Source organism: Lysobacter sp. CA199, assembly GCF_052078715.1.
Lineage (GTDB): Bacteria > Pseudomonadota > Gammaproteobacteria > Xanthomonadales > Xanthomonadaceae > Lysobacter.
Window position 1 is genome coordinate 167,650 of record NZ_JBQJIL010000008.1, and the last position, 19,930, is coordinate 187,579.

The following is a 19,930-nucleotide window of genomic DNA, read 5'->3' on the forward strand; positions in this document are numbered from 1 at the left end:
TCGATGCGCGCCGCGCGCCGTCCCGCCGGGCCCATTCACCCTGACCGTCGCTACAGTCTCCCTCGTTCTTCCTCGCTCCGAACCGACCCCACGCAGTGAACGTTTCCCCCGAGCAGCCGCTTTCGCCCCTGTCCGACGTCCTGGCCCTGCCTGCGGCGGCGGCGCTGTCCGCGCCCTTGCGCAAGAGTCTGTTGGCGGCCGCACAGCAGCCCGGGGCCGTGATCGGAACGCTGGATTCGCCGGCGGTGGTCGCCGCGACCCTGGACGCGCTGGCCTTGCTCGACGCCGACAGCGACACCGTCGCCGCGGCGATCCTGCACGCCTTCCCCGGCTGGGCGACGGCGCTGGGGCCGAGCCTGGAGCGCGAGCATCCGGTGCTGGCCGCGCTGCTCGACGGCCAGCGCGCCGCCGGCCAAGTGTGGGCGCTGCATGCCGAACAGGGCCGGCGCTCGGGCACCGAGGGCTTGCGCCGGCTGTTGCTGGCGATCGTGCGCGATCTGCGCGTGGTGCCGATTCTGTTGGCGCGGCAACTGGCGCGCATGCGCCATGCCGAGCAACTGGCGCCGGAAACCCGGCGCGAACTGGCCGCATTGACCCGCGACATCCACGCGCCGCTGGCCAACCGGCTGGGCATCTGGCAGCTCAAGTGGGAGTTGGAGGATCTGGCGTTCCGCTATCTGGAACCGCAGACCTATCAGAAGATCGCGCGCCTGCTCGACGAAAAACGCGGCGATCGCGAGCGCTACATCGAACAGGTCAAGCGCACCCTGCGCGAGGCGATGGTCGCGCAGGGCGTCGAGGCCGAGGTCGCCGGCCGGCCCAAGCACATCTACAGCATCTGGAAGAAGATGCAGCGCAAGGACGTGCCGATCGGCGAGCTCTACGACCTGCGCGCGGTGCGGGTGCTGGTCGACGACCTGGGCGCGTGCTACGCCGCGCTCGGCGTGGTCCACGCCACCTGGACACCGATCCCGAGCGAGTTCGACGATTACATCGCCCGGCCCAAGCGCAACGATTACCGCTCGCTGCACACCGCCGTGGTCGGGCCGGAAGGCAAGACCCTGGAAGTGCAGATCCGCACGCAAGAGATGCACCGCCAGGCCGAACTCGGCGTGGCCGCGCACTGGAAGTACAAGGAAGTCGGCAGCCACAGCGCCGACGCCGCGTTCGATCGCAAGATCGCCTGGATGCGGCGCCTGCTCGACGCCAAGGTCGACGGCGGCCAGGGCGGCGACGAGGCCGCGCTGGCCAGCGAGCTGGATACCGAACTGGTCGAGGACCGGGTCTACGTGCTTACCCCCAAGGGCGAGGTGATCGATCTGCCGACCGGCGCCACCCCGCTGGATTTCGCCTATCACGTGCACACCGAGGTCGGTCATCGCTGCCGCGGCGCCAAGATCGACGGGCGCATCGTGCCGTTGGATCACAAGCTGCGCAGCGGCGACCGGGTCGAGATCCTGACCGCCAAGACCGGCGAGCCGCGCCGCGACTGGCTGGTCGCCTCCAACGGTTTCCTGGCCAGCAACCGTTCGCGCGAAAAGGTGCGCAACTGGTTCCACAAGCTCGATCGCTCGCGCAACGAAACCGCCGGACGCGAACTGCTGGACAAGGAACTGCGCCGGCTCGGCGTGCTCGGCGCGGATCTGGCGCCGGCGCGCGAACGCTTCAATCTGGCCAACGATGGCGACTTGTACGTGCAGGTGGCGCTGGGCGATATCGGCCCGTACCAGATCGGCCGCGCCTTGCTCGAGCACGAACGGGCCCTGGCCGCGCCGCCGCCAGCGGCCGCGCCGACTTCGACCACCACCATCGCGCCGACGCCGCGCAAAGTGCCCGGCAAGTCCACCGACTTCACCGTCGAGGGCGTGGGCAATCTGCTGGTGCAGCTGGCGCGTTGCTGCCAGCCGTTGCCGGGCGAACCGATCGTCGGCTACCTGACCCGCGGCCGCGGGGTCAGCGTGCACCGGCCCGGTTGCGCCGCGTTCGAGCGGCTGGCCGCGGCGCAGCCGCAGCGGGTGCTGCCGGTGGAGTGGGGGCGCAAGGGCTCGGGCTACGAGGTCGATATCGAGGTACTGGCGCTGGATCGTAAATGGCTGCTCAAGGAGGTCACCAACGTGATCGCCCAGGGCAACGCGCACGTGCTCAGCATCCGCAGCGATGTCGAACGCAACGGCGCGCAGGTACGCCTGCGCCTGCGTCTGCGGGTCGGCGACTACGGACAGCTGTCGAGCCTGCTCGGCAAGCTGTCGTCGCTGCCGGGCGTGGAGTACGCGCAGCGCAGCTGAGGCCCGCGCCGGGCGCTCGCCAGACGCGAGCCGCGTGCGAGCCGCAAGCGCGATCGTCATCGGCGTAGCGCTATCCTGTCGCGGTGAAGCCACGATCGCCGTCCTCGCCCGAAGCCACCTCCGCGCCCGCCGGCGGCGCCGCGCGCATCGAACCGCGCGCCGGCGATTGGAGCACGCTGGACTTCGAACACGCACCGCGGCGGCTGTCGCAACGCCTATCGGGCCGGCTGTCGGCGCTGGCGCCGGAACAGCGTCGGCGCTGGCTGCGCATCGCCTTGGCCGTGCTCGCGCTGGCCGCGCTGACGGCGTTGATCGCATGGCGCCAGCCGCTGTCGGAATGGCTGTGGCCCGACACCCGCCTGCAAACCCTGCGCGAACAGGCCGCGCAGGCCCTGGCCGAGGGCCGCCTGACCTCGCCCGACGGCAACGGCGCGCGCGAGCTGTATCAGGCCGCGCTGGCGCTCGATCCGGACCGCGGCGACGCCCGCGACGGCCTGGCCCGTACCGGCCAGGTTGCGTTGCAGCAGGCGCGCCAGGCCATCGACGGCGGCCATTTCGATTTCGCTCGCGAGCGGCTCGATCTGGCCCGCGATCTGGCCACCCCGCGCGCCCAGGTCGAAGCGCTGGCCGCGCGGCTGCGCGATCGCGAGGCCTCGCGCGCCGGCCTTGACCGGCTGGTCGCTGCCGCGGCCGCGGCGCGCGAACAGGGCCGGTTGGACGGCGCGCCAGACGCGGCGCTGCCGCTGTATCAGCGCGTGCTGGAACTGCAACCGCAGCGTAACGACGCGCTGGAGGGCCGCGACGACACCCTGGCCGAATTGCTGCAACAGGCGCGGCAGGCGCTGGAGAACGGCGAGTTGGTGCGCGGCGCGCAAGGCATTCAGCGCGCCCAGGACGCCGATCCCGGCCATGCCGATCTGCCCGACAGCCTGACCGTGCTGCAAAGCCACTACGAGCGCCGTCGCCGCGACGCCGACCAGGCGCTGCGCCGCCAGCGCCTGGAGCAGGCCTTGGCCGGTTACCGCGACCTGCTCGCGGTGCATGCCGACGACGAAGCCGCGCGCAACGGCCTGCTCGCGATCGCCGACGCGCACGCCGCGCGCAGCGAACGGCTGGCGGCCGACTTCCACATCGAACAGGCCGAGGCCGAGCTGGCCCTGGCGCGCGAGATCGTGGTCGACGCGCCTTCGATCGCCAGCGCCCGCCTGCATCTGGACCGGGCCCGCGAATCGCACAAGCGTTTCGACCGGGAGCCCCCGAGCAACTCCCGGCAGTCGCTGCAGCGGCTGTTGGCGCAAGCCGCCGCCGCCGAACAGCGCGGCGATCTGTTGACTCCGCCCGGCGAAAGCGCCTACGACAAACTGCGCGCCGCCCAGGCCATCGCCCCGCAGCATCCGGCGGTGCGCGCCGCCGCCGCGCGCCTGCTGCCGTCGGCCAAACGCTGTTTCGAGCGCGAGCTCAGCGGCAACCGTCTGGCCCGCGCCGGCGAATGCCTGGACGCGCGGCGCGCGCTGGAAGGCGTCGGTCCGGGTCTGCGCGAGGCTTCGGGCCGTTTGGCCCAGCGCTGGATCGCGGTCGGCGACGAGCGCCTGGGCGCGGGCGAACTGCGCACGGCGCGCGCGGCGTTGCAGGCCGCGCGTGCGCTGGATGCTTCCGCCCCGGGGCTGCAGGAACTGGCCGCGCGGGTGCACACCGCCGGCGCGGCGTCGAACTGAGCGTATCGGCGATGACGGCGCGGGCCGGCACCGAGGGCCGGGTCGGCCGCGCGCGACGCCGTCCCAAGGCCGAGACGCTTGCACGGGAAAAGATGCAGATCGCTGTCGTCGATGGGGCGTGGGTGGCCCCGACCACGCGTCAACGCACTTGAGCGATAATGGCTCAATGCTTTTGTGTCCCGCCCCCGGTAAGTGCTCCCCCCCGATTCGCATCAGGGGCGTCCGTGCGGCCTGCGAGCGGCGTTCGCGTGCCGCGGACGGGGAATCGGCGGGCCGATGACCGAGCCGACCGGCCAAGCCGCCACGCCGCGGGCGACCGTGGTGCTGTGCACGTACAACGGCGCGCGCTATCTGCCGCAGCAACTCGACAGCTTGCTGGCGCAATCGCGCGTTCCCGATCGCATCATCGCGGTCGACGACGTTTCCGGCGACGACACCTGGACCCTGCTCGAAACCTTCGCGGTTCGCGCACGTGCCGCCGGGGTCGAAGTCGAACTGCATCGCAACCAGAGAAACCTGGGCTACCTGCGTAACTTCGAGGCGGCGCTGCCTCGCGCGGACGCCGGAATCGTCTTTCTGTGCGATCAGGACGATGTGTGGCATCGGAACAAGCTCGAGGAGTTTCTGCAGCGGTTTCGATCCCGCCCGGAGTTGTTGCTGCTGCACAGCGATTCGCAATTGATCGACGACGAAGGCCGGGAGCTCGGCCAACGCATGTTCCAGACCCTGGAAGTGACCGCTTCGGAGCTGACCGACCTTCATTCGGGCCGCGGCTTCGACGTGCTGCTGCGTCGCAATATCGTCACCGGCGCCACCACGGCGATCCGGCGCGAGCTGCTGGACATGGCCCTGCCGATTCCCGATACCGCGGTGGAAGGCTTGCCCCACAGCGGCTGGGTTCACGACGAATGGCTGGCATTGGTCGCCGCGGCCACGGGTGGGGTCGACTGCATCGAAACGCCGAGCATCGGTTACCGTCAGCACGGCGCCAACCAGATCGGTGCGCGCCGCCGTAGTCTGGTCGAGCGTCTGGGCGGCGGCAGGCACCGGCGGGATCATATGCGGGCGATGGTGGTCAAGCTTCAGTCTCTGCGCGATCGCATCGACCGCGAAGGCTTGGCCGTTCCCGCCGATCGGCGTGCGGCGATCGCCGCCCGGATCGCTCACCTGAGTCTGCGCCTGAACCTGCCCCGTGGCCTGATCGCCCGCGCTCGGCTGGTGCGCGAGGAATGGCGCCAGGGTCGCTACCACCGCTATTCGGCGGGTTTGCGTTCGCTGCTCAGCGATCTGTTGGGACAGCGCTGAAATGAGCGCAGCGATCCCATCGCCGGTGCAGGACGTATGCGCCGCGATCGTCACCTATCACCCGCAGATCGAACTGCTGGAGCAGGTCATCGCGGCGGTGCAGGGCCAGGTCGGGCGAGTGATGGTGTTCGACAACGCCAGCCCCGGCGAAGCGCTCGACGCCTATTTCGACGATCTGCGCGGGCGCGGGGCCGAGGTGTTCCGCTCCGAGCGCAACGTCGGCCTGGGCAGCGCGATCAACCACGTCGCTCACGCCGCGCGAGCGGCCGGATTCGCGCAGATTCTGCTGATGGATCAGGACAGCGTCGTCGATCCGGGCATGGTCGCCACGTTGCAACAGCACCTGCACGCGTTGCAGGCGCGCGGCAAGGTCGCCGCAGTCGGGCCGCAGTTCCGCGACCAACGCACCGGCGAGGTCGCGCCGTTCGTGCAGATCGCTTTTCCGATGAACCGCAAACTGTTCGGCGGCCCCGGCCAGACGGTCGACTGCGATTTCCTGATCACCTCGGGCAGCCTGCTGCCGCTGGAAGTGCTCGATGCGGTCGGCGGCATGGACGAGGGCTTGTTCATCGACAACGTCGACATCGAGTGGAGTTCGCGCGCGCGCCATCGTGGCTACAAGCTGTACGGCATCTGCGACGCGCACATGCAGCACCGCATCGGCGATCTGGTGTCGATCACCGGCCTGTGGCCCTCGTACAAGCGCGTGGTCCACAGCCCGACCCGGCTGTACTACATGATGCGCAACCGGGTGCTGCTGTATCGGCGCGCCGAGGTGCCGCGGAGCTGGGCGGCGCAGGATTTTCCGCGGCTGGTGCTCAAGTTCGTCGGCACCTCGCTGTTCCTCAAGCCGCGCCTGACCTACCTGGGGGCGATGCTGCGCGGCCTGCGCGACGGCCTGCTGGGGCGGCAAGGGCCGATGCCAACCGAATTGGACTGAAATAACCGCCCAGCGCAGGGCTCCGAAGCGAAATCCCTCCCAGCGGCCTTTCTATCCCGCAGCCATCGGTCCAGTAACTCTGTGAGAGGCGCTTGAGCCCCGACGCTCTCGGCGCAGATCGCGGTCCAACCGGTTTCGCGGGCAAAATCGTCGTGGATCGAAAAGCGTCAAGGCTCAAGCTCCTCCCATACAGGCCTGCGACAAACGCCTCGGTCGCAGCGCCTTGCCGGGACTTGCCCGCTCGCAGCGCCCGACCTGCCTGAACCATCGCTTATCCCCGGGGTCTGAATGCGCAACGCCCCTGCCGTCCGGCCCGGGCACGGGCCATGGACGCCTGCGCTAGACTTCTCCGCGACTCCCCGTACGGCACCCCTGTGGCCCGAATCGATTACGACGAAGACGAGCACGACGACAGCGACGACCAGGGCAGCGCGCCGAGTTGGCGCCGCCGCCTGGTGACCTGGGCCCTGGCCGCGGTCGGCCTGGGCCTGGGCTTCCTGATTCCCTACACGCTCTATCTCAATCACGAAGTCGGCGAGCGGTTCGGGCAGTTGCAATGGCAGCTGCCCACGCGCGTGTATGCGCGCCCGCTCGAACTCACGGCGGGCCTGGCGCTGGATCCGGCGACGCTGAAGACCGAACTCGACGCGGCCTCCTATCGCGAGGACAGCGGCGAGCGCCCGGGCACCTACGCCCGCGAAGGCGCCAAGTTCACCATCGCCAGCCGCGGCTTCAACGACGTCGACGGCACGGTGCAGCCGCGCCGGATCGAAGTGGTCGTCTCTGGCGGCCGCGTCGCCAGCGTGCGCGATCTGACCACGCGCAAGACGATCCGGGTCGCGCGGTTAGATCCGGCGCGCATTGCCACGTTGTATGGGCAGAAGCAGGAAGAGCGGCGATTGGTGCGTATTGAAGAGGTGCCCGAGCTGTTGGTCACCGGCCTGCAGGCGGTCGAGGACCGCGACTTCAACAGCCATCTGGGCATCGACATCAGCGGCATGATCCGCGCCGCGTTCAAGAACGTCGCCGCCGGCCGCGCCAAGCAGGGCGCCAGCACCCTGACCCAGCAGCTCGCGCGCAGCGGCCTGCTCGGCATCGGCCAGGAACAGACCCTGACCCGCAAGGGCAAGGAAATCATCTACGCCTTGTTGATCGAGGCGCGCTACGACAAGCGCACCATCCTGGAGGCCTACTTCAATCAGGTCTATCTGGGTCAGCGCGGCTCGCAGGCGATCCACGGCGTCGCCGCGGCCTCGGAATTCTGGTTCGGCCGCGACCTGCGCGATCTCAACACCGAGCAGATCGCCTTGTTGATCGGCATCGTGCGCGGCCCGTCGTACTACGACCCGCGGCGCAATCCCGAGCGCGCGCTGGGCCGGCGCAACTTCGTGCTCGGCGAGATGCTCGAAACGGGGCTGATCAAACAGGACGAGCACGATCGCGCGATCAAGACGCCGCTGGAAATCACCCAGAATCCCGGCAACATCGCCGCCAACCGTTTCCCCGCTTACGTCGATCTGATCCGCCGTCAGCTGGCGCGCGACTATCCGGCCGACGCGCTGGCCGGCGCCGGTCTGAGCGTGATGAGCGGCATGTCGCCCTCGGCCCAGGCGCAGGCCGAAGGCGCGGTGGCGCGCACGCTCAAGAGTCTGGACAACAAGCGCCGCCCGCCGCTGCAGGCCGGGCTGGTGGTCACCGACGTGCACAACGGCGAAGTGGTCGCGGTGGTCGGCGCGCGCGAGTTCACCCAGCACGGTTTCAACCGCGCGGTGGAAGCGCAGCGGCCGGTGGGTTCGCTGCTCAAGCCGTTCGTGTATCTGCTGGCTTTGGCGCGGCCCAGCGAGTTCAACCTCTCCAGTTGGGTCGACGATTCGCCGGTGACGGTCAAGCTGGGTCGCGGCCGCAACTGGAATCCCGGCAACTCCGACGGCCGCAGTCACGGCCTGGTGCGCATGGTCGATGCGCTGGCCATGTCCTACAACCAGGCCACGGTGCGCATCGGCATGCAGGTCTCGCCCGAGAGCATCGGCGAGCTGGTGCAGAAGCTCGCGGGCATCCAGGCGCCGAACAATCCCTCGCTGATTCTCGGCGCGGTCGATCAAAGCCCGTACGCGATGGCGCAGCTGTACCAGTTCCTCGCTTCCGGCGGCGAAGTGCAGCCGCTGCATGCGGTCCGCGGCGTGCTCGGCGCCGACGGCAAGGCGGTCAAGCGTTACGACAAGGAGCCCGCGCCGGCGCAGGAGGGCGACGCGATCGCCGCGCGCCTGATCACCATCGCGCTGCAGCAGGCCATCACCAACGGCACCGGCCGGCAACTGGTCGGCGACGGCCTGGGCCGGCTGTCGCCCGCCGGCAAGACCGGCACCAGCAACGACGGTCGCGACAGTTGGTTCGCCGGCTGGACCGGCGATCATCTGGCGGTGATCTGGGTCGGCAACGATCAGAACCAGACCACCGGCCTGTACGGCGCCACCGGTGCGATGCGGGTGTGGTCGGCGATCTTCTCGCGCCTGCCCACCGCGCCGCTCAAGGTCACCGACAAGGGCCTGGACTGGCAGGCGGTGGTCGGCAGCAACACCACCGACGCCGGCTGCATCGGCGCGCGCCGCTTCCCCTTCGTCGCCGGTTTCGCGCCGCAGTATGCGCCGTGCCCGGCGCCGCAACCGGAAGCCGAGCAGTCCGGTGGCGGTTGGCGCGAGTGGTTCGGCATCGGCAGGGACAAGGACGAACCCGCGAGCGAACCGACGCCGCCGAACAATCCCCCGTCCCCGGAGCAGTAAGCCATGAACCGCAGTTTCCTCCACGGCGCCGTCCCCCGCGGCGCCGCGATCGCGGCCTTGATCGTGTCGGCCGCGGCCTGCACGGTCGCGCCGCCGCAGCCTTCCGCGCTCGCCGAGGCCGCCTTCAACGGCGAAGCCGCGGTCGCCAAGGTGCGCGCTGCTGGCGGCGCCGATGCGCGCGAGCTCGACGTGCAGCCGCTGCGCGACACCCAGGTCGAAGACCTGCGCCAGCGCGCGAGCGCGTTGGAGAAGACCCGCAAGTACACCGAAGCGGCGGCCGCGCTGGATCAGGCCCTGCAGATCAACACCGCCGACCCGGCGCTGTTGCAGGAGCGCGCCGAGGCCGCACTGTTGCTGCACCGTCTCGACGATGCCGAGCGTTTCGCCCGCCAGGCCTTCGACGGCGGCTCCAAGGTCGGCCCGCTGTGTCGCCGGCACTGGGCGACCATCGCCCAGGCGCGCCAGGGCAAACTCGACGGCGTGCTCGCGGCGATGAAGCTGGCCCAACGCCAGGACCATTACGACGCCCTGGTGCCGCAACGCACCCAGGCCATGGCCGCGCAGAAGCAGGCGCAGGGCCAGATCGATACCTGCACCGTGGCCGCGCCGGCACGCTACTGAGCCGTCCATGGAACCCAGCCGTTCATGCAGCCTAGCCGCTTAGGCGTCGCCAGTCGTGCCGCGCTGAGCGAAGGCGGCGATCTGGCGCGCAACATCGCCGCGTTCGCGCCGCGTTCGGCTCAACAGGAACTGTCGGTGGCGATCGCCGACGCGTTCGAATCGCGCTCGACCCTGTTGGCCGAGGCGGGCACGGGCACCGGCAAGACCTTCGCGTACCTGGTGCCGGCGCTGTTGTCGGGGCTCAAGACCATCGTCTCCACCGGCACCCGCGCGCTGCAGGATCAGCTCTATCATCGCGACCTGCCGCGCGTGCGCGACGCGCTCGGCGTCGGCCTGAAGACCGCGTTGTTGAAAGGCCGCGCCAACTATCTGTGCAAGTACCGCACCGAGCAGGCCAAGGGCGAGCCGCGTTTCACCAGCCGCGAATACGCGGCGCAGTTCCAGCGCATCGTCAGCTGGTCCGGCCGCACCCGGATGGGCGATCTGGCCGAACTGGACGCGCTGCCGGAAGACTCGCCGCTGCTGCCGATGGTGACCTCCACCGCGGAGAACTGCCTGGGCAGCGAATGCCCGATGTACGGCGATTGCTTCGTAGTGCAGGCGCGTCAACGCGCGCAGGCGGCCGATCTGGTGGTGGTCAATCATCATCTGCTGCTGGCCGATCTGGCGCTCAAGCAGGAAGGCTTCGGCGAAATCCTGCCCGGCGCGCAGGCCTTCGTGGTCGACGAGGCGCATCAGCTGCCCGAACTGGCCTCGCAGTTCTTCGGCGAAGCGGTCAGCGCGCGGCCGCTGGTCGAGCTGGCGCGCGATGCGATCGGCGAGTGCAAGAACGTGACCGGCGCGTTGGCCAGTCTGCAGGTGCCCGCGCGCGATCTGGAGCAGGCCGTGCGCGGTCTGCGCGCGGCGATGGACGATCTGCCGGTGCGCGCCACCCGCCGCCGCGCGGCCGAATTGCCGGCGGTGGAAGCCGCGTTAGACACGCTGGAACAGGCGCTGCGCACGATGCAGGCGGCGCTGGAACCCTTGCGCGCGTCGGCGCCGGGTTTCGACAGCTGTCATGCCCGCGCCAAGGATTTCGAGACCAAGCTCAAGCGCTGGCGCGGCACGCCGATCGCGCCGGTCGTTGAGGAGATCGAGGACGACGAGTTCACACCCAAGCCGCGTCCGGCCGCCGCCGAGACCGAACCGGAGCAAACCGCCGACGCCGCCGAGGACGCCGCGCCGCCCGCGCCCGATAACAGCGTGCTGTGGTACGAACTGACCGCGCGCGGTTTCCGCCTGAGCCGCACGCCGTTGGACGTCGCCGGGCCCTTGGCCGATCACCGCGAACGCTCGCGCGCGGCCTGGGTGTTCACCTCGGCCACCCTGGCGGTCGGCGGGCATTTCCAGCATTACGCGCAGAAGCTGGGGCTGAGCGAACCCAAGACCCTGCTCGCGCCCAGTCCGTTCGATTGGGCGAGCCAGGCGCTGCTGTACCTGCCGCCGGGCCTGCCCGATCCGGTGGTGCGGCACTACAACCAGAGCATGGTCGACAAACTGCGGCCGATCCTGGAAGCCTCCGGCGGCCGCGCCTTCGTCCTGTTCGCCTCGCACCGCGCGCTGCGCGAAACCGCCGAATTGCTCAAAGGCGGCCCCTGGCCGTTGTTCGTGCAAGGCGAAGCGCCGCGCCACGTGCTGCTGGAGCGCTTCCGCGCATCCGGCAACGGCGTGCTGCTGGGCGCGGCGAGTTTCCGCGAAGGCGTCGACGTGGCCGGCGAGGCGCTGAGCGTGGTGGTGATCGATAAACTGCCGTTCGCCGCGCCGGACGATCCGGTGTTCGAAGCGCGCCTGGACGCGATCCGCCGCGGCGGCGGCAACCCGTTCCGCGACGAACAACTGCCGCAGGCGGTGATCGCGCTCAAGCAGGGCGCCGGCCGCCTGATCCGCAGCGAAACCGACCGCGGCGTGTTGGTGCTGTGCGATCCGCGTCTGAACACCAAAAGCTACGGCCGTACCTTCCTGGACTCGCTGCCGCCGCTGCCGCGCACCCGCCGGATCGAGGACGTGGCCGATTTCTTCGCCGGCCGGCCGGTGGTACTAGAATCGGCCTCGTCCGCGTCCGACGGCGAGGACTACTACTACCGCTGACCGCTCGTCACCGAGCGAGGGAGACTGGCCATGAGCGAGCAGGAACCGGCGGCGCGCAAGCCGCGCGTGCACGGATTGGGCGGGGTGTTCTTCAAGGCGCGCGATCCGGGCGCACTGTCGGCCTGGTATGCGCGGCACCTGGACATCGGCGTGCAGGACTGGGGCGGCGCGCTGTTCTCGTGGAAGCGCGAGGACACCGGTCAGAGCGCTTACACCGTGTGGTCGCCGTTCGCCGAGAACACTGAGTATTTCCAACCCAGCGACAAACCTTACATGCTCAACTTCCGCGTCGACGACCTCGCCGCGACTTTGCAGGCGTTGCGCGAAGAAGGTTGCCGGGTGCTGGATCGCTACGAAGAAAGCGAGCAGGGCAAGTTCGGATATGTGGTGGATCCGGAGGGTGGGTTGATCGAATTGTGGCAGCCTAATCCGAATGATCCGGCGGTGGAGGGGGAGTGATGCGACAGACGAGCGGGGCGTCGCGACGCTTGCGGTCGCTTGCCCTGTCGCTGTGAATCCCTCATTTCGTCATTCCCGCGAAAGCCGGAATCCAGCGCCTTTCGTGCGAGAACGCTTGAAGTCTCTGGATTCCCGCTTTGGCGGGAATGACGAGTCCAAGCAAGCGCGATAGGCGCAGCAGAACCCGAGACTGTGCAGCAGCCAAGGTGACAATCAAAAAAGCCCCAATGAACCTCCTAGCCCTTGAAACCTCCACCGAAGCCTGCTCCGTCGCCCTGTGGCTGGACGGCGAGGTGCGCGAACGCTACGAACTCGCGCCGCGCCGTCACGCCGAACTCTCGCTGCCGTGGGCCGAGCAGTTGCTGGCGCAGGCCGGGATCAAACGCAGCCAACTCGACGCCATCGCGATCGGCCGCGGCCCCGGCGCGTTCACCGGCGTGCGTCTGGCGATCGCGATCGCGCAAGGCATCGCGCTGGCGCTGGACCGGCCCATCGTGCCGGTATCGACCCTGGCGGTGCTGGCGATGCGCGCGCGCGCGCTGGACGTGGCCCACACCGACCCGCAGCGCGTGTTCGCCGCGATCGACGCGCGCATGGGCGAGGTCTACACCGCCGCGTTCGAGCTGCGCGGCGACGAAGCGATCGCCTTGGACGATGAAACGGTCGTGGCGCCGGACGCGGCCGTCGTTCCCGGCCGAGACGGCGGATGGTTCGGCGTAGGCACCGGTTTCGCCGCGGCCGAGGGCGCATTGGCGCAAGTCCAGGCCGGCCGTTTCGCCGCGATCGATCCCACCGCTCTGCCGCACGCCGCCGATCTCGCCCGCCTCGCCGTGCTCGCCCATGCGCGCGGCGAAGCGGTCGCGCCGGAACTCGTCGAACCGGCGTATCTTCGCAACAAAGTGGCTTTAACCATCGCAGAGCAGGCAGCGCTGCGGAAATAACGCGTTATCCGCGGTCATCAGGGAGGATCGATGCAGCATGAATCGCCAGGAAAGTCCGACGCGTCGACCCGCCTTCCCGGCGATGAGGCGATCAGCAGCCTCATGCAAAGCATGACGCGGAAAAAGGACATCGACCCTGCCGAGAAGGTGCTCAGGTCGGGCATGCACAATGTCTTGCTGGTTTTCGGGATAGTGATCCTGGGCCTGTGCGTGCACTGGGTTTCGGACTTCTATTTCCTGCGCTGGGATGCGCGGATTCTCGGTTCGGAACTGGTTTGCCAAGAGCCCCGGCGCAATCGGTGCACGCATCTGTTCACGGCGATAGTGGACGGGCAGACACGGACCCGTTACGACGTTCCGGGTGGGTTCACGCGGGTCGATCTCGAGGTGGGAAACATCATCCACAAGCAGCGATTGGGCTTCGGCTATCGGGTGAACGGAGAACGAAGAACCTTCTGGAGCCACATGCCCTACATCGTCAGGATCTGGTTGCTGGGCGCCGCCCTGATCGGCCTGTGGACCTGGCATCGCGTCGCCGAAATACTGGGGCGCCGCAAGAAACGCCCGATGCCGCAGGACGCAACTTCATGACCGCGGAACAGGGCGACAAGGTGCGACGGATTCGGCTGGGCTGCGTAACACACTGTGCAGGACATCGACGATGACCGAGTCGGACACCGTCTGGATCTTCAACGCCGATTAGGCTCGCTTCGCGTCCGCGATGTTCGGCGACAAACACGAGGCCGTGGCCTGGATAGAACGGCATGGCTTGAAAGGCGTATTGACCCGTTACCCCGTCGGAACTTCGGTCTACGACTGGGCGATCGCGCAGGGACACTTCAAGCCAAAGACGCAGAAGGAGATCGGCGTCGAGTTCATCGGCCGGTTCTCGAGCGCCGCGCAGGAACATATCCACTTCGAGAACGGCAGCGCCGATTAGGCTCGAGCCGGTCGCATCGATGTGCTGGGCGACCACAGCCCGATTTAATGGGTGAATGCACGAGGTCTTTTGTGGGAGGGGCTTCAGCCCCGACGCTCTTGGGTCAGGTCGCCGCGCCTGGGGAATGATCGCATCGCGCTTGAACACAGCGTCGGGGCTGAAGCCCCTCCCGCAAAAACCTCGGGGTATGCGGGCCGCTACTCGTCGACCAACGACCCGCCCGGCAGGAAATTCCAAGTCCGGGTCACATGCAGAATGTCCGGATTCTCGTCGGTCTTGGGCAGCGGCGGATACGGTTCGGCCAGCTTGGCGATGCGCAGCGCCGAGGCATCCAGCAATGCGATGCCGCTGCTGCGCACGATGTCGGCGCGTTCGACACTTCCGTTGCGCCGCACGGCCACGCTGATGACGACTTGTCCGGCCAGCCGGCGGCGCCGGGCTTCGTCGGGATAATTGAGGTTGCCCACGCGCTCGACCCGGTCGACCCAGTCGCGCAGGTAGCCGGCCCAGGCGTATTCGGTGGTGCTGGCCGAGACGAACTTGCGGGTCGGGCGCTTGGCGTAGCGCTCCGAGCGCATGTGGATCTCGGCGGCCAGGCGCGCCATTTCGATGTCGTGCTCGATTTTGCGCGTGCCCGGCGGCAGCGGGTGCTCGGTCGGGGTCTGGGTGGCGCGGTCGCGCGCGGTCACGGTTTCGCCGCGGGTGCTGCTGACCACGCGCGCGACCGGTTCGGGCTGGACGGTCGGCGACTGCGCGCGCAGCGCCATCTGCGCCACGCCGGCTTCGGCCTGCGGCGCCGGGCCGGACTGGTTGTCGCGCGGGCGGGTGCTCTTGTCGTGCTCGCCGCCGCCCTGGTTGTTGGCCTGGGCCAGGAAGTCGGCCTGCTTGGGCGTCAGCGCGGTCTGGGTTTGGGTCAGGATCACGTCGAGCGCGGGCACCACCGGCGCCGCCTTCTCCAGGGTGTAGCCGACGCCGAGCAGGAAGATGCCGTGGACGATCACCGACAGCACCATGGTGGCGCTGAAACGCTGCGGTTCGGCCAGGCCGCCGCCGGGCAGGGGAGGCGAGATAGAACTCATACGGCTCGGGAACTCATGCGGCGCGGGCGGCGGTCAGGCGGGCCTCGATCGCGTCGAACAGCAGGCCGGCGATGTTGAGACCGAATTGCTCGTCCAGCTCGCGGATGCAGGTAGGGCTGGTGACGTTGAGCTCGGTCATGTAGTCGCCGATCACGTCCAGGCCCACGAACAGCATGCCGCGGCGCTTCATCTCCGGGCCGACCTCGCGGGCGATCCAGCGGTCGCGCTCGCTCAGCGGCCGGCCTTCGCCGCGTCCGCCGACGGCCAGATTGCCGCGGAACTCGTCGCCTTGCGGAATGCGTGCCAGGGCGTAGTCGACCGGCACGCCGTCGACCAGCAGGATGCGTTTGTCGCCGTCGCTGATCTGCGGCAGGAATTTCTGCGCCATGACCAGATGACGCCCTCCATCCCCAAGGGTTTCCAGGATCACGTTGAGGTTGGCCTCCCCGGCGCTGGCACGGAAGATCGAGCGCCCGCCCATGCCGTCCAGCGGCTTGAGCACCGCTTCGCCGTGTTCGTGGACGAAGGCCTTGAGCTCGGCCGCCTCGCGGCTGACCAGGGTGTCGATGCAGCACTGCGGGAACAGCAGGGCGGCCAGTTTCTCGTTGTAGTCGCGCAAACCCTGCGGGTCGTTGACCACGAACGCGCCGGCGCGCTGGGCGACCGACAGAATCTGGGTGTCGTGCAGGTACTCGGCATCGACCGGCGGATCCTTGCGCATCAGGATCACGTGCGCAGCGCCGAGCTCGATTTGTGACGATTCTCCCAATTCATGCCAGCCGGCCTTGTCGTCGCGGACTCGCAAAGGGGCCATGTTCGCCACGGCTTTTCCGCCGCGAAGGCTCAAACCGCCGGGTTTGACGTACCACAGCCGATGTCCGCGCCGCTGGCCTTCCAGTAGCATGGCGAAGGTTGAGTCCTTGGCGATCTTGATCGACCCGATCGGGTCCATCACGACGACGATGTCCAACGGCATGGGAACGGAATCCTGAAAGATTGACGGGATGGTAGCAGGCGGGTCGCCGGTATCTGTCATGATGGAGGGGTCGCAAACGGCCGCACTGCGTCCATTTGCGACACGCAACGATCAGGTCATCGCCGGATGCTAAGGGTGAGGATACGCAGGCCGATGGATGCGGCCGCCGGCATCGTGTGATGCCCGGCAAATCCGCTCCGTGATGTCGATGCGTTGCGTATTCAGTTTCCGGGCACGGAACGCGCGCTTGACAGTCTGCGTGCGGCTTGGAATAAAGACGGCTTCGCGACGCCCGGGGATTTCAAGGCGTTTGCAATGGGGGATACACAGAATGCTCGACGAGGTTCGTAGCGGCAGCCTCGATGGTCTCAGGGTCATGGTGATCGACGATTCCAAGACCATCCGTCGAACCGCCGAGACGCTGTTGAAGCGCGAAGGATGCGCGGTGGTCACGGCCATCGACGGATTCGAAGCGTTGGCGAAGATCGCCGATCAGCAGCCGCAAATCATTTTCGTGGATATCATGATGCCGCGTCTGGACGGCTATCAGACCTGTGCGCTCATCAAGAACAATCAATTGTTCAAGGGCACGCCGGTCATCATGCTTTCGTCCAAGGATGGGCTGTTCGATAAAGCCCGGGGACGCATCGTCGGCTCCGAGCAATACCTGACCAAGCCTTTCACGCGCGAGGAACTCCTCGACGCGATCCGCAAGCACGTACACGCCTGACCGGGGGGTAGGGCACACCATGGCACGCATCCTGCTTATCGAGGACTCGCCGACGGACACCGCGGTCCTGACCCAACTGCTGCAGCGCAACGGCCACGAGGTCTTCGCCGCGGGCAGCGCCGAGGACGGTATCGAGACCGCCAAGCGGGAACGTCCGGACCTGGTGATGATGGATGTGGTGTTGCCGGGCATGAACGGGTTCCAGGCCACGCGCGCGCTCAGCCGCGACGCGCAGACCAAGGAGATCCCGGTCCTGATCGTCAGCACCAAGGGCATGGAAGCCGACCGCCTCTGGGGCATGCGCCAGGGCGCACGCGACTACATCGTCAAACCGCCGCGCGAGGATGAGCTGATCGCGCGGATCAAAGAATTGCTGGGTAACTGACACGATGACCTTGAACACGCCGTTCGATGTGCTGAGCGATTACGAGCGCCGCTCCCTGGCGCACGTACCCGGTCTGCCCGAACAGCTCGATGCGCCCGGCCTGTGGCGCGGCGTGGGTTACCGCATCGGCGGTCGCCGGCTGGCCTCGACCTTCACCGAAGTGGTGGAAATCCTCTCGCTGCCCCAGGTCACCCAGGTGCCCGGCGCGCAGGCGTGGATGCTGGGGCTGGCCAACGTGCGCGGCAGCCTGCTGCCGATCGTCGACCTCAAGCAGTTCCTGGAGGGCGAGCGCACCGTGCTGCACGAAGGCCAGCGCATCTTGCTGGTGCGCCAGCCCGGCGGCGACGTGGCGGTGCTGATCGACGAGCTCTACGGCCAGCGCAGCTTCCACGACCAGCAGCAGGTCGCGCTCGACGACGCCAGCGCGCAGCGCATGGTCGAAGGCCGCTACTCCCATTTCGTCGATCGCGCCTATCTGATCGACGGCCAGCCCTGGGGCATCTTCAGCCTCGACCGGCTGGCGCGCACTCCCGAATTCCGACAAGCAGCGGCCTGAAGCCGCTCCCTTCAATCCAGCACGCAAACGCACGTACACCTGAGGTTTCCGAACCATGAGCACTGTGATGGACAACGCCGGCAAGAGCCGCCTACTGGGCGCCAATACCTGGCTGATCGTGCTGGGCCTATCGGTGTTGGTGTTCGGCCTCAATACCGGCTACGCGACCTGGAAGGCGGCCCGGTTGGGCGGCGCCAGCTCGGCGGCCTCGCGTTTGCAGGTCAACTCGCAGAAGCTCGCAGTGCAAGGACGCGAAGCGGTCGGCGGCAACAAGGACACCTTCGCCGAGTTCAAGAAGACCAAGGCGGCGATCGACTCCGACATCCAGCAGCTCAACGACAACTTCGGCAGCACCGCCGGCGTGTCCGGCCCGATCGGGGTGGTCAGCAAGAGCTGGGAGCCGATGGGCAAGAGCGCCGAACAGGTGATCGCTTCCGAACAGGCGGTGCTGGCCCTGGCCGGCAACGCCGACAACTTCTCGGCCAAGGTGCCGCAGCTGCAGGCGCGCCTGGACGAACTGGTCCGCGCCATGTCGGCCTCCGGCTCGCCGTCCTCGCAGGTCTACATCGCCCTGCGCCAGGTGGTGCTGTCGGCGACCATGGCTCGCCGCATCACTGAAATCCGCGCCGGCGGCAGCGGCGCCGGCATGGCCGGCGACGCGCTCGGCCGCGACGCGATCGTGTTCGGCAACATCCTCACCGGCCTGCGCAAGGGCGACGCCTCCTTCGGCGTCAACGCGCTGTCCAACGGCGGCGCGCTGGCCGCGCTGGGCCAGGCCGAGGCGCTGTGGCTGGAAATGAAGAAGGACCTGGACGCCATCTCGGCCAGCTCCAAGAACCTGTTCCAGGCGCAGGCGGCGGCCGAATCGATCACCAGCGGCTCGGACAAGATGCTCGCCGAGAGCGAATCGCTCTTCAGCGCCTTCACCTCGTTCGGCTCGGTGCGCGACACCAGCGTGTTCGGCAACATCTGGGTCTCGATCATCTCCGGCCTGGCTGCGCTGGTCGCGATCGCCGGCTTGCTGTTCTCGTTGAACTACGCCCAGCAGCGCCGCTACCAGACCACGAAAGAACTCAACGACCGGAACCAGGAAGCGATCATGCGCTTGCTGGACGAAATGGGTTCGCTCGCAGAAGGCGACCTGACGGTGAAAGCGACGGTCACCGAAGACATGACCGGCGCGATCGCCGACTCGATCAACTTCGCCGTCGAACAGCTGCGCAGCCTGGTGCAGACGATTACCGATACCTCGGTGCAGGTGGCGTCGAGCGCCCAGGAAACCCAGGCCACCGCGATGCATCTGGCCGAGGCCGCCGAACACCAGGCGCAGGAAATCAATTCGGCCTCCGACCGCATCAGCGAAATCGCGGCCTCGATCAACCAGGTGTCGAAGAACTCGGCCGAATCGGCCGACGTGGCGCAGCGCTCGGTGCAGATCGCGACCAAGGGCGCGGGCGTGGTGCGGCAGACGATTCAAGGCATGGATTCGATCCGCGATCAGATCCAGGAGACCTCCAAGCGAATCAAGCGCCTGGGCGAGAGCTCGCAGGAAATCGGCTCGATCGTCGAACTGATCAACGACATCTCCGAGCAGACCAACATCCTGGCGCTCAACGCGGCCATCCAGGCGGCCTCCGCTGGCGAAGCGGGCCGAGGCTTCGCGGTGGTGGCCGACGAAGTGCAGCGACTGGCCGAACGCGCGTCCAACGCGACGAAGCGAATCGAGACGTTGGTCCAGACAATTCAGTCCGACACCAACGAAGCTGTGAGCTCGATGGAGCAGACGACTTCGGAAGTGGTCGCGGGTGCGCGATTGGCGGAGGACGCCGGTACCGCACTGGGCGAGATCGAAAAGGTGTCGTCGGATTTGTCGAACCTGATTCAAGGCATTTCCAGCGCGGCGCAGCAGCAGTCCAGCGCGGCCTCGAACATCACCCAGACGATGAACACGATTCAGCAGATCACCTCGCAGACCTCGCAGGGCGCCAATCAGACCGCGGCATCGATTGGAAACCTGGCGCAGTTGGCCGCCGACCTGCGTCGTTCGGTCGCCGACTTCAAGCTGCCGGCCTGAGGACGGGCCGCGGAACT

At 68.0% G+C, this 19,930-nt stretch carries 16 protein-coding genes and 1 pseudogene; 15 read left to right on the forward strand and 2 right to left on the reverse strand.

Features of this window, described 5'->3' with window-relative positions; genetic code table 11:
- The first annotated feature begins 95 nt into the window (after positions 1-95).
- The 11 genes and pseudogenes from ACTOWJ_RS15820 to ACTOWJ_RS15870 form a co-directional block, all read left to right on the forward strand.
- Complete coding sequence (locus tag ACTOWJ_RS15820) at positions 96-2,285, forward strand: RelA/SpoT family protein (protein ID WP_441335590.1); 2,190 nt, start codon at positions 96-98, stop codon at positions 2,283-2,285.
- An 83-nt stretch (positions 2,286-2,368) separates the two neighbouring features.
- Positions 2,369-4,000: a hypothetical protein gene (locus tag ACTOWJ_RS15825; protein ID WP_441335591.1), complete on the forward strand. Its 1,632-nt coding sequence runs from the start codon at positions 2,369-2,371 to the stop codon at positions 3,998-4,000.
- A 276-nt stretch (positions 4,001-4,276) separates the two neighbouring features.
- Positions 4,277-5,305: a glycosyltransferase family 2 protein gene (locus ACTOWJ_RS15830; RefSeq protein ID WP_441335592.1), complete on the forward strand. Its 1,029-nt coding sequence runs from the start codon at positions 4,277-4,279 to the stop codon at positions 5,303-5,305.
- 1 nt (position 5,306) lies between these two features.
- Positions 5,307-6,245: a glycosyltransferase family 2 protein gene (locus ACTOWJ_RS15835; RefSeq protein WP_441335593.1), complete on the forward strand. Its 939-nt coding sequence runs from the start codon at positions 5,307-5,309 to the stop codon at positions 6,243-6,245.
- 326 nt (positions 6,246-6,571) lie between these two features.
- Complete coding sequence (gene mrcB, locus ACTOWJ_RS15840) at positions 6,572-9,025, forward strand: penicillin-binding protein 1B (RefSeq protein ID WP_441335594.1); 2,454 nt, start codon at positions 6,572-6,574, stop codon at positions 9,023-9,025.
- A gap of 3 nt (positions 9,026-9,028) precedes the next feature.
- Positions 9,029-9,646 (forward strand): hypothetical protein, encoded by a 618-nt coding sequence (locus ACTOWJ_RS15845; RefSeq protein ID WP_441335595.1) that lies wholly within the window; start codon positions 9,029-9,031, stop codon positions 9,644-9,646.
- A gap of 24 nt (positions 9,647-9,670) precedes the next feature.
- Positions 9,671-11,773 carry an ATP-dependent DNA helicase gene (locus tag ACTOWJ_RS15850; RefSeq protein WP_441335596.1) on the forward strand — a complete coding sequence of 701 codons (2,103 nt, stop codon included), beginning with the start codon at positions 9,671-9,673 and terminating at the stop codon, positions 11,771-11,773.
- Between the two features lie 30 nt (positions 11,774-11,803).
- Positions 11,804-12,232, forward strand: a complete 429-nt coding sequence (locus ACTOWJ_RS15855) for a VOC family protein (RefSeq protein WP_441335597.1) — start codon at positions 11,804-11,806, stop codon at positions 12,230-12,232.
- 227 nt (positions 12,233-12,459) lie between these two features.
- Entirely contained in the window at positions 12,460-13,173 is a 714-nt protein-coding gene (gene tsaB, locus ACTOWJ_RS15860) for a tRNA (adenosine(37)-N6)-threonylcarbamoyltransferase complex dimerization subunit type 1 TsaB (protein WP_441335598.1), read from the forward strand.
- A gap of 30 nt (positions 13,174-13,203) precedes the next feature.
- Positions 13,204-13,764 (forward strand): hypothetical protein, encoded by a 561-nt coding sequence (locus tag ACTOWJ_RS15865; RefSeq protein WP_441335599.1) that lies wholly within the window; start codon positions 13,204-13,206, stop codon positions 13,762-13,764.
- Between the two features lie 124 nt (positions 13,765-13,888).
- A pseudogene (locus ACTOWJ_RS15870) lies at positions 13,889-14,113 on the forward strand (DUF7710 domain-containing protein); the annotation flags it as partial.
- A gap of 197 nt (positions 14,114-14,310) precedes the next feature.
- Here the strand turns inward: ACTOWJ_RS15870 and ACTOWJ_RS15875 are convergent.
- Positions 14,311-15,192, reverse strand: a complete 882-nt coding sequence (locus ACTOWJ_RS15875) for an energy transducer TonB (RefSeq protein ID WP_441335600.1) — start codon at positions 15,190-15,192, stop codon at positions 14,311-14,313.
- Between the two features lie 13 nt (positions 15,193-15,205).
- Positions 15,206-16,168: a glutathione synthase gene (gene gshB, locus ACTOWJ_RS15880; RefSeq protein WP_441335601.1), complete on the reverse strand. Its 963-nt coding sequence runs from the start codon at positions 16,166-16,168 to the stop codon at positions 15,206-15,208.
- A 331-nt stretch (positions 16,169-16,499) separates the two neighbouring features.
- Between gshB and pilG the strand changes: the two genes are divergently transcribed.
- Genes pilG through ACTOWJ_RS15900 form a run of 4 tightly spaced genes read left to right on the forward strand, consistent with a single transcriptional unit; the run spans position 16,500 to position 19,913 of the window.
- Positions 16,500-16,898 (forward strand): twitching motility response regulator PilG, encoded by a 399-nt coding sequence (gene pilG, locus ACTOWJ_RS15885; protein ID WP_441330934.1) that lies wholly within the window; start codon positions 16,500-16,502, stop codon positions 16,896-16,898.
- A 19-nt stretch (positions 16,899-16,917) separates the two neighbouring features.
- A complete protein-coding gene (locus ACTOWJ_RS15890) occupies positions 16,918-17,283 on the forward strand; it encodes a response regulator (RefSeq protein WP_441335602.1) in 366 nt (121 codons plus the stop codon).
- Positions 17,284-17,293: 10 nt separating this feature from the next.
- Complete coding sequence (locus tag ACTOWJ_RS15895; protein ID WP_441335786.1) at positions 17,294-17,839, forward strand: chemotaxis protein CheW; 546 nt, start codon at positions 17,294-17,296, stop codon at positions 17,837-17,839.
- 55 nt (positions 17,840-17,894) lie between these two features.
- Entirely contained in the window at positions 17,895-19,913 is a 2,019-nt protein-coding gene (locus ACTOWJ_RS15900; protein ID WP_441335603.1) for a methyl-accepting chemotaxis protein, read from the forward strand.
- The last annotated feature ends 17 nt before the right edge of the window (positions 19,914-19,930 follow it).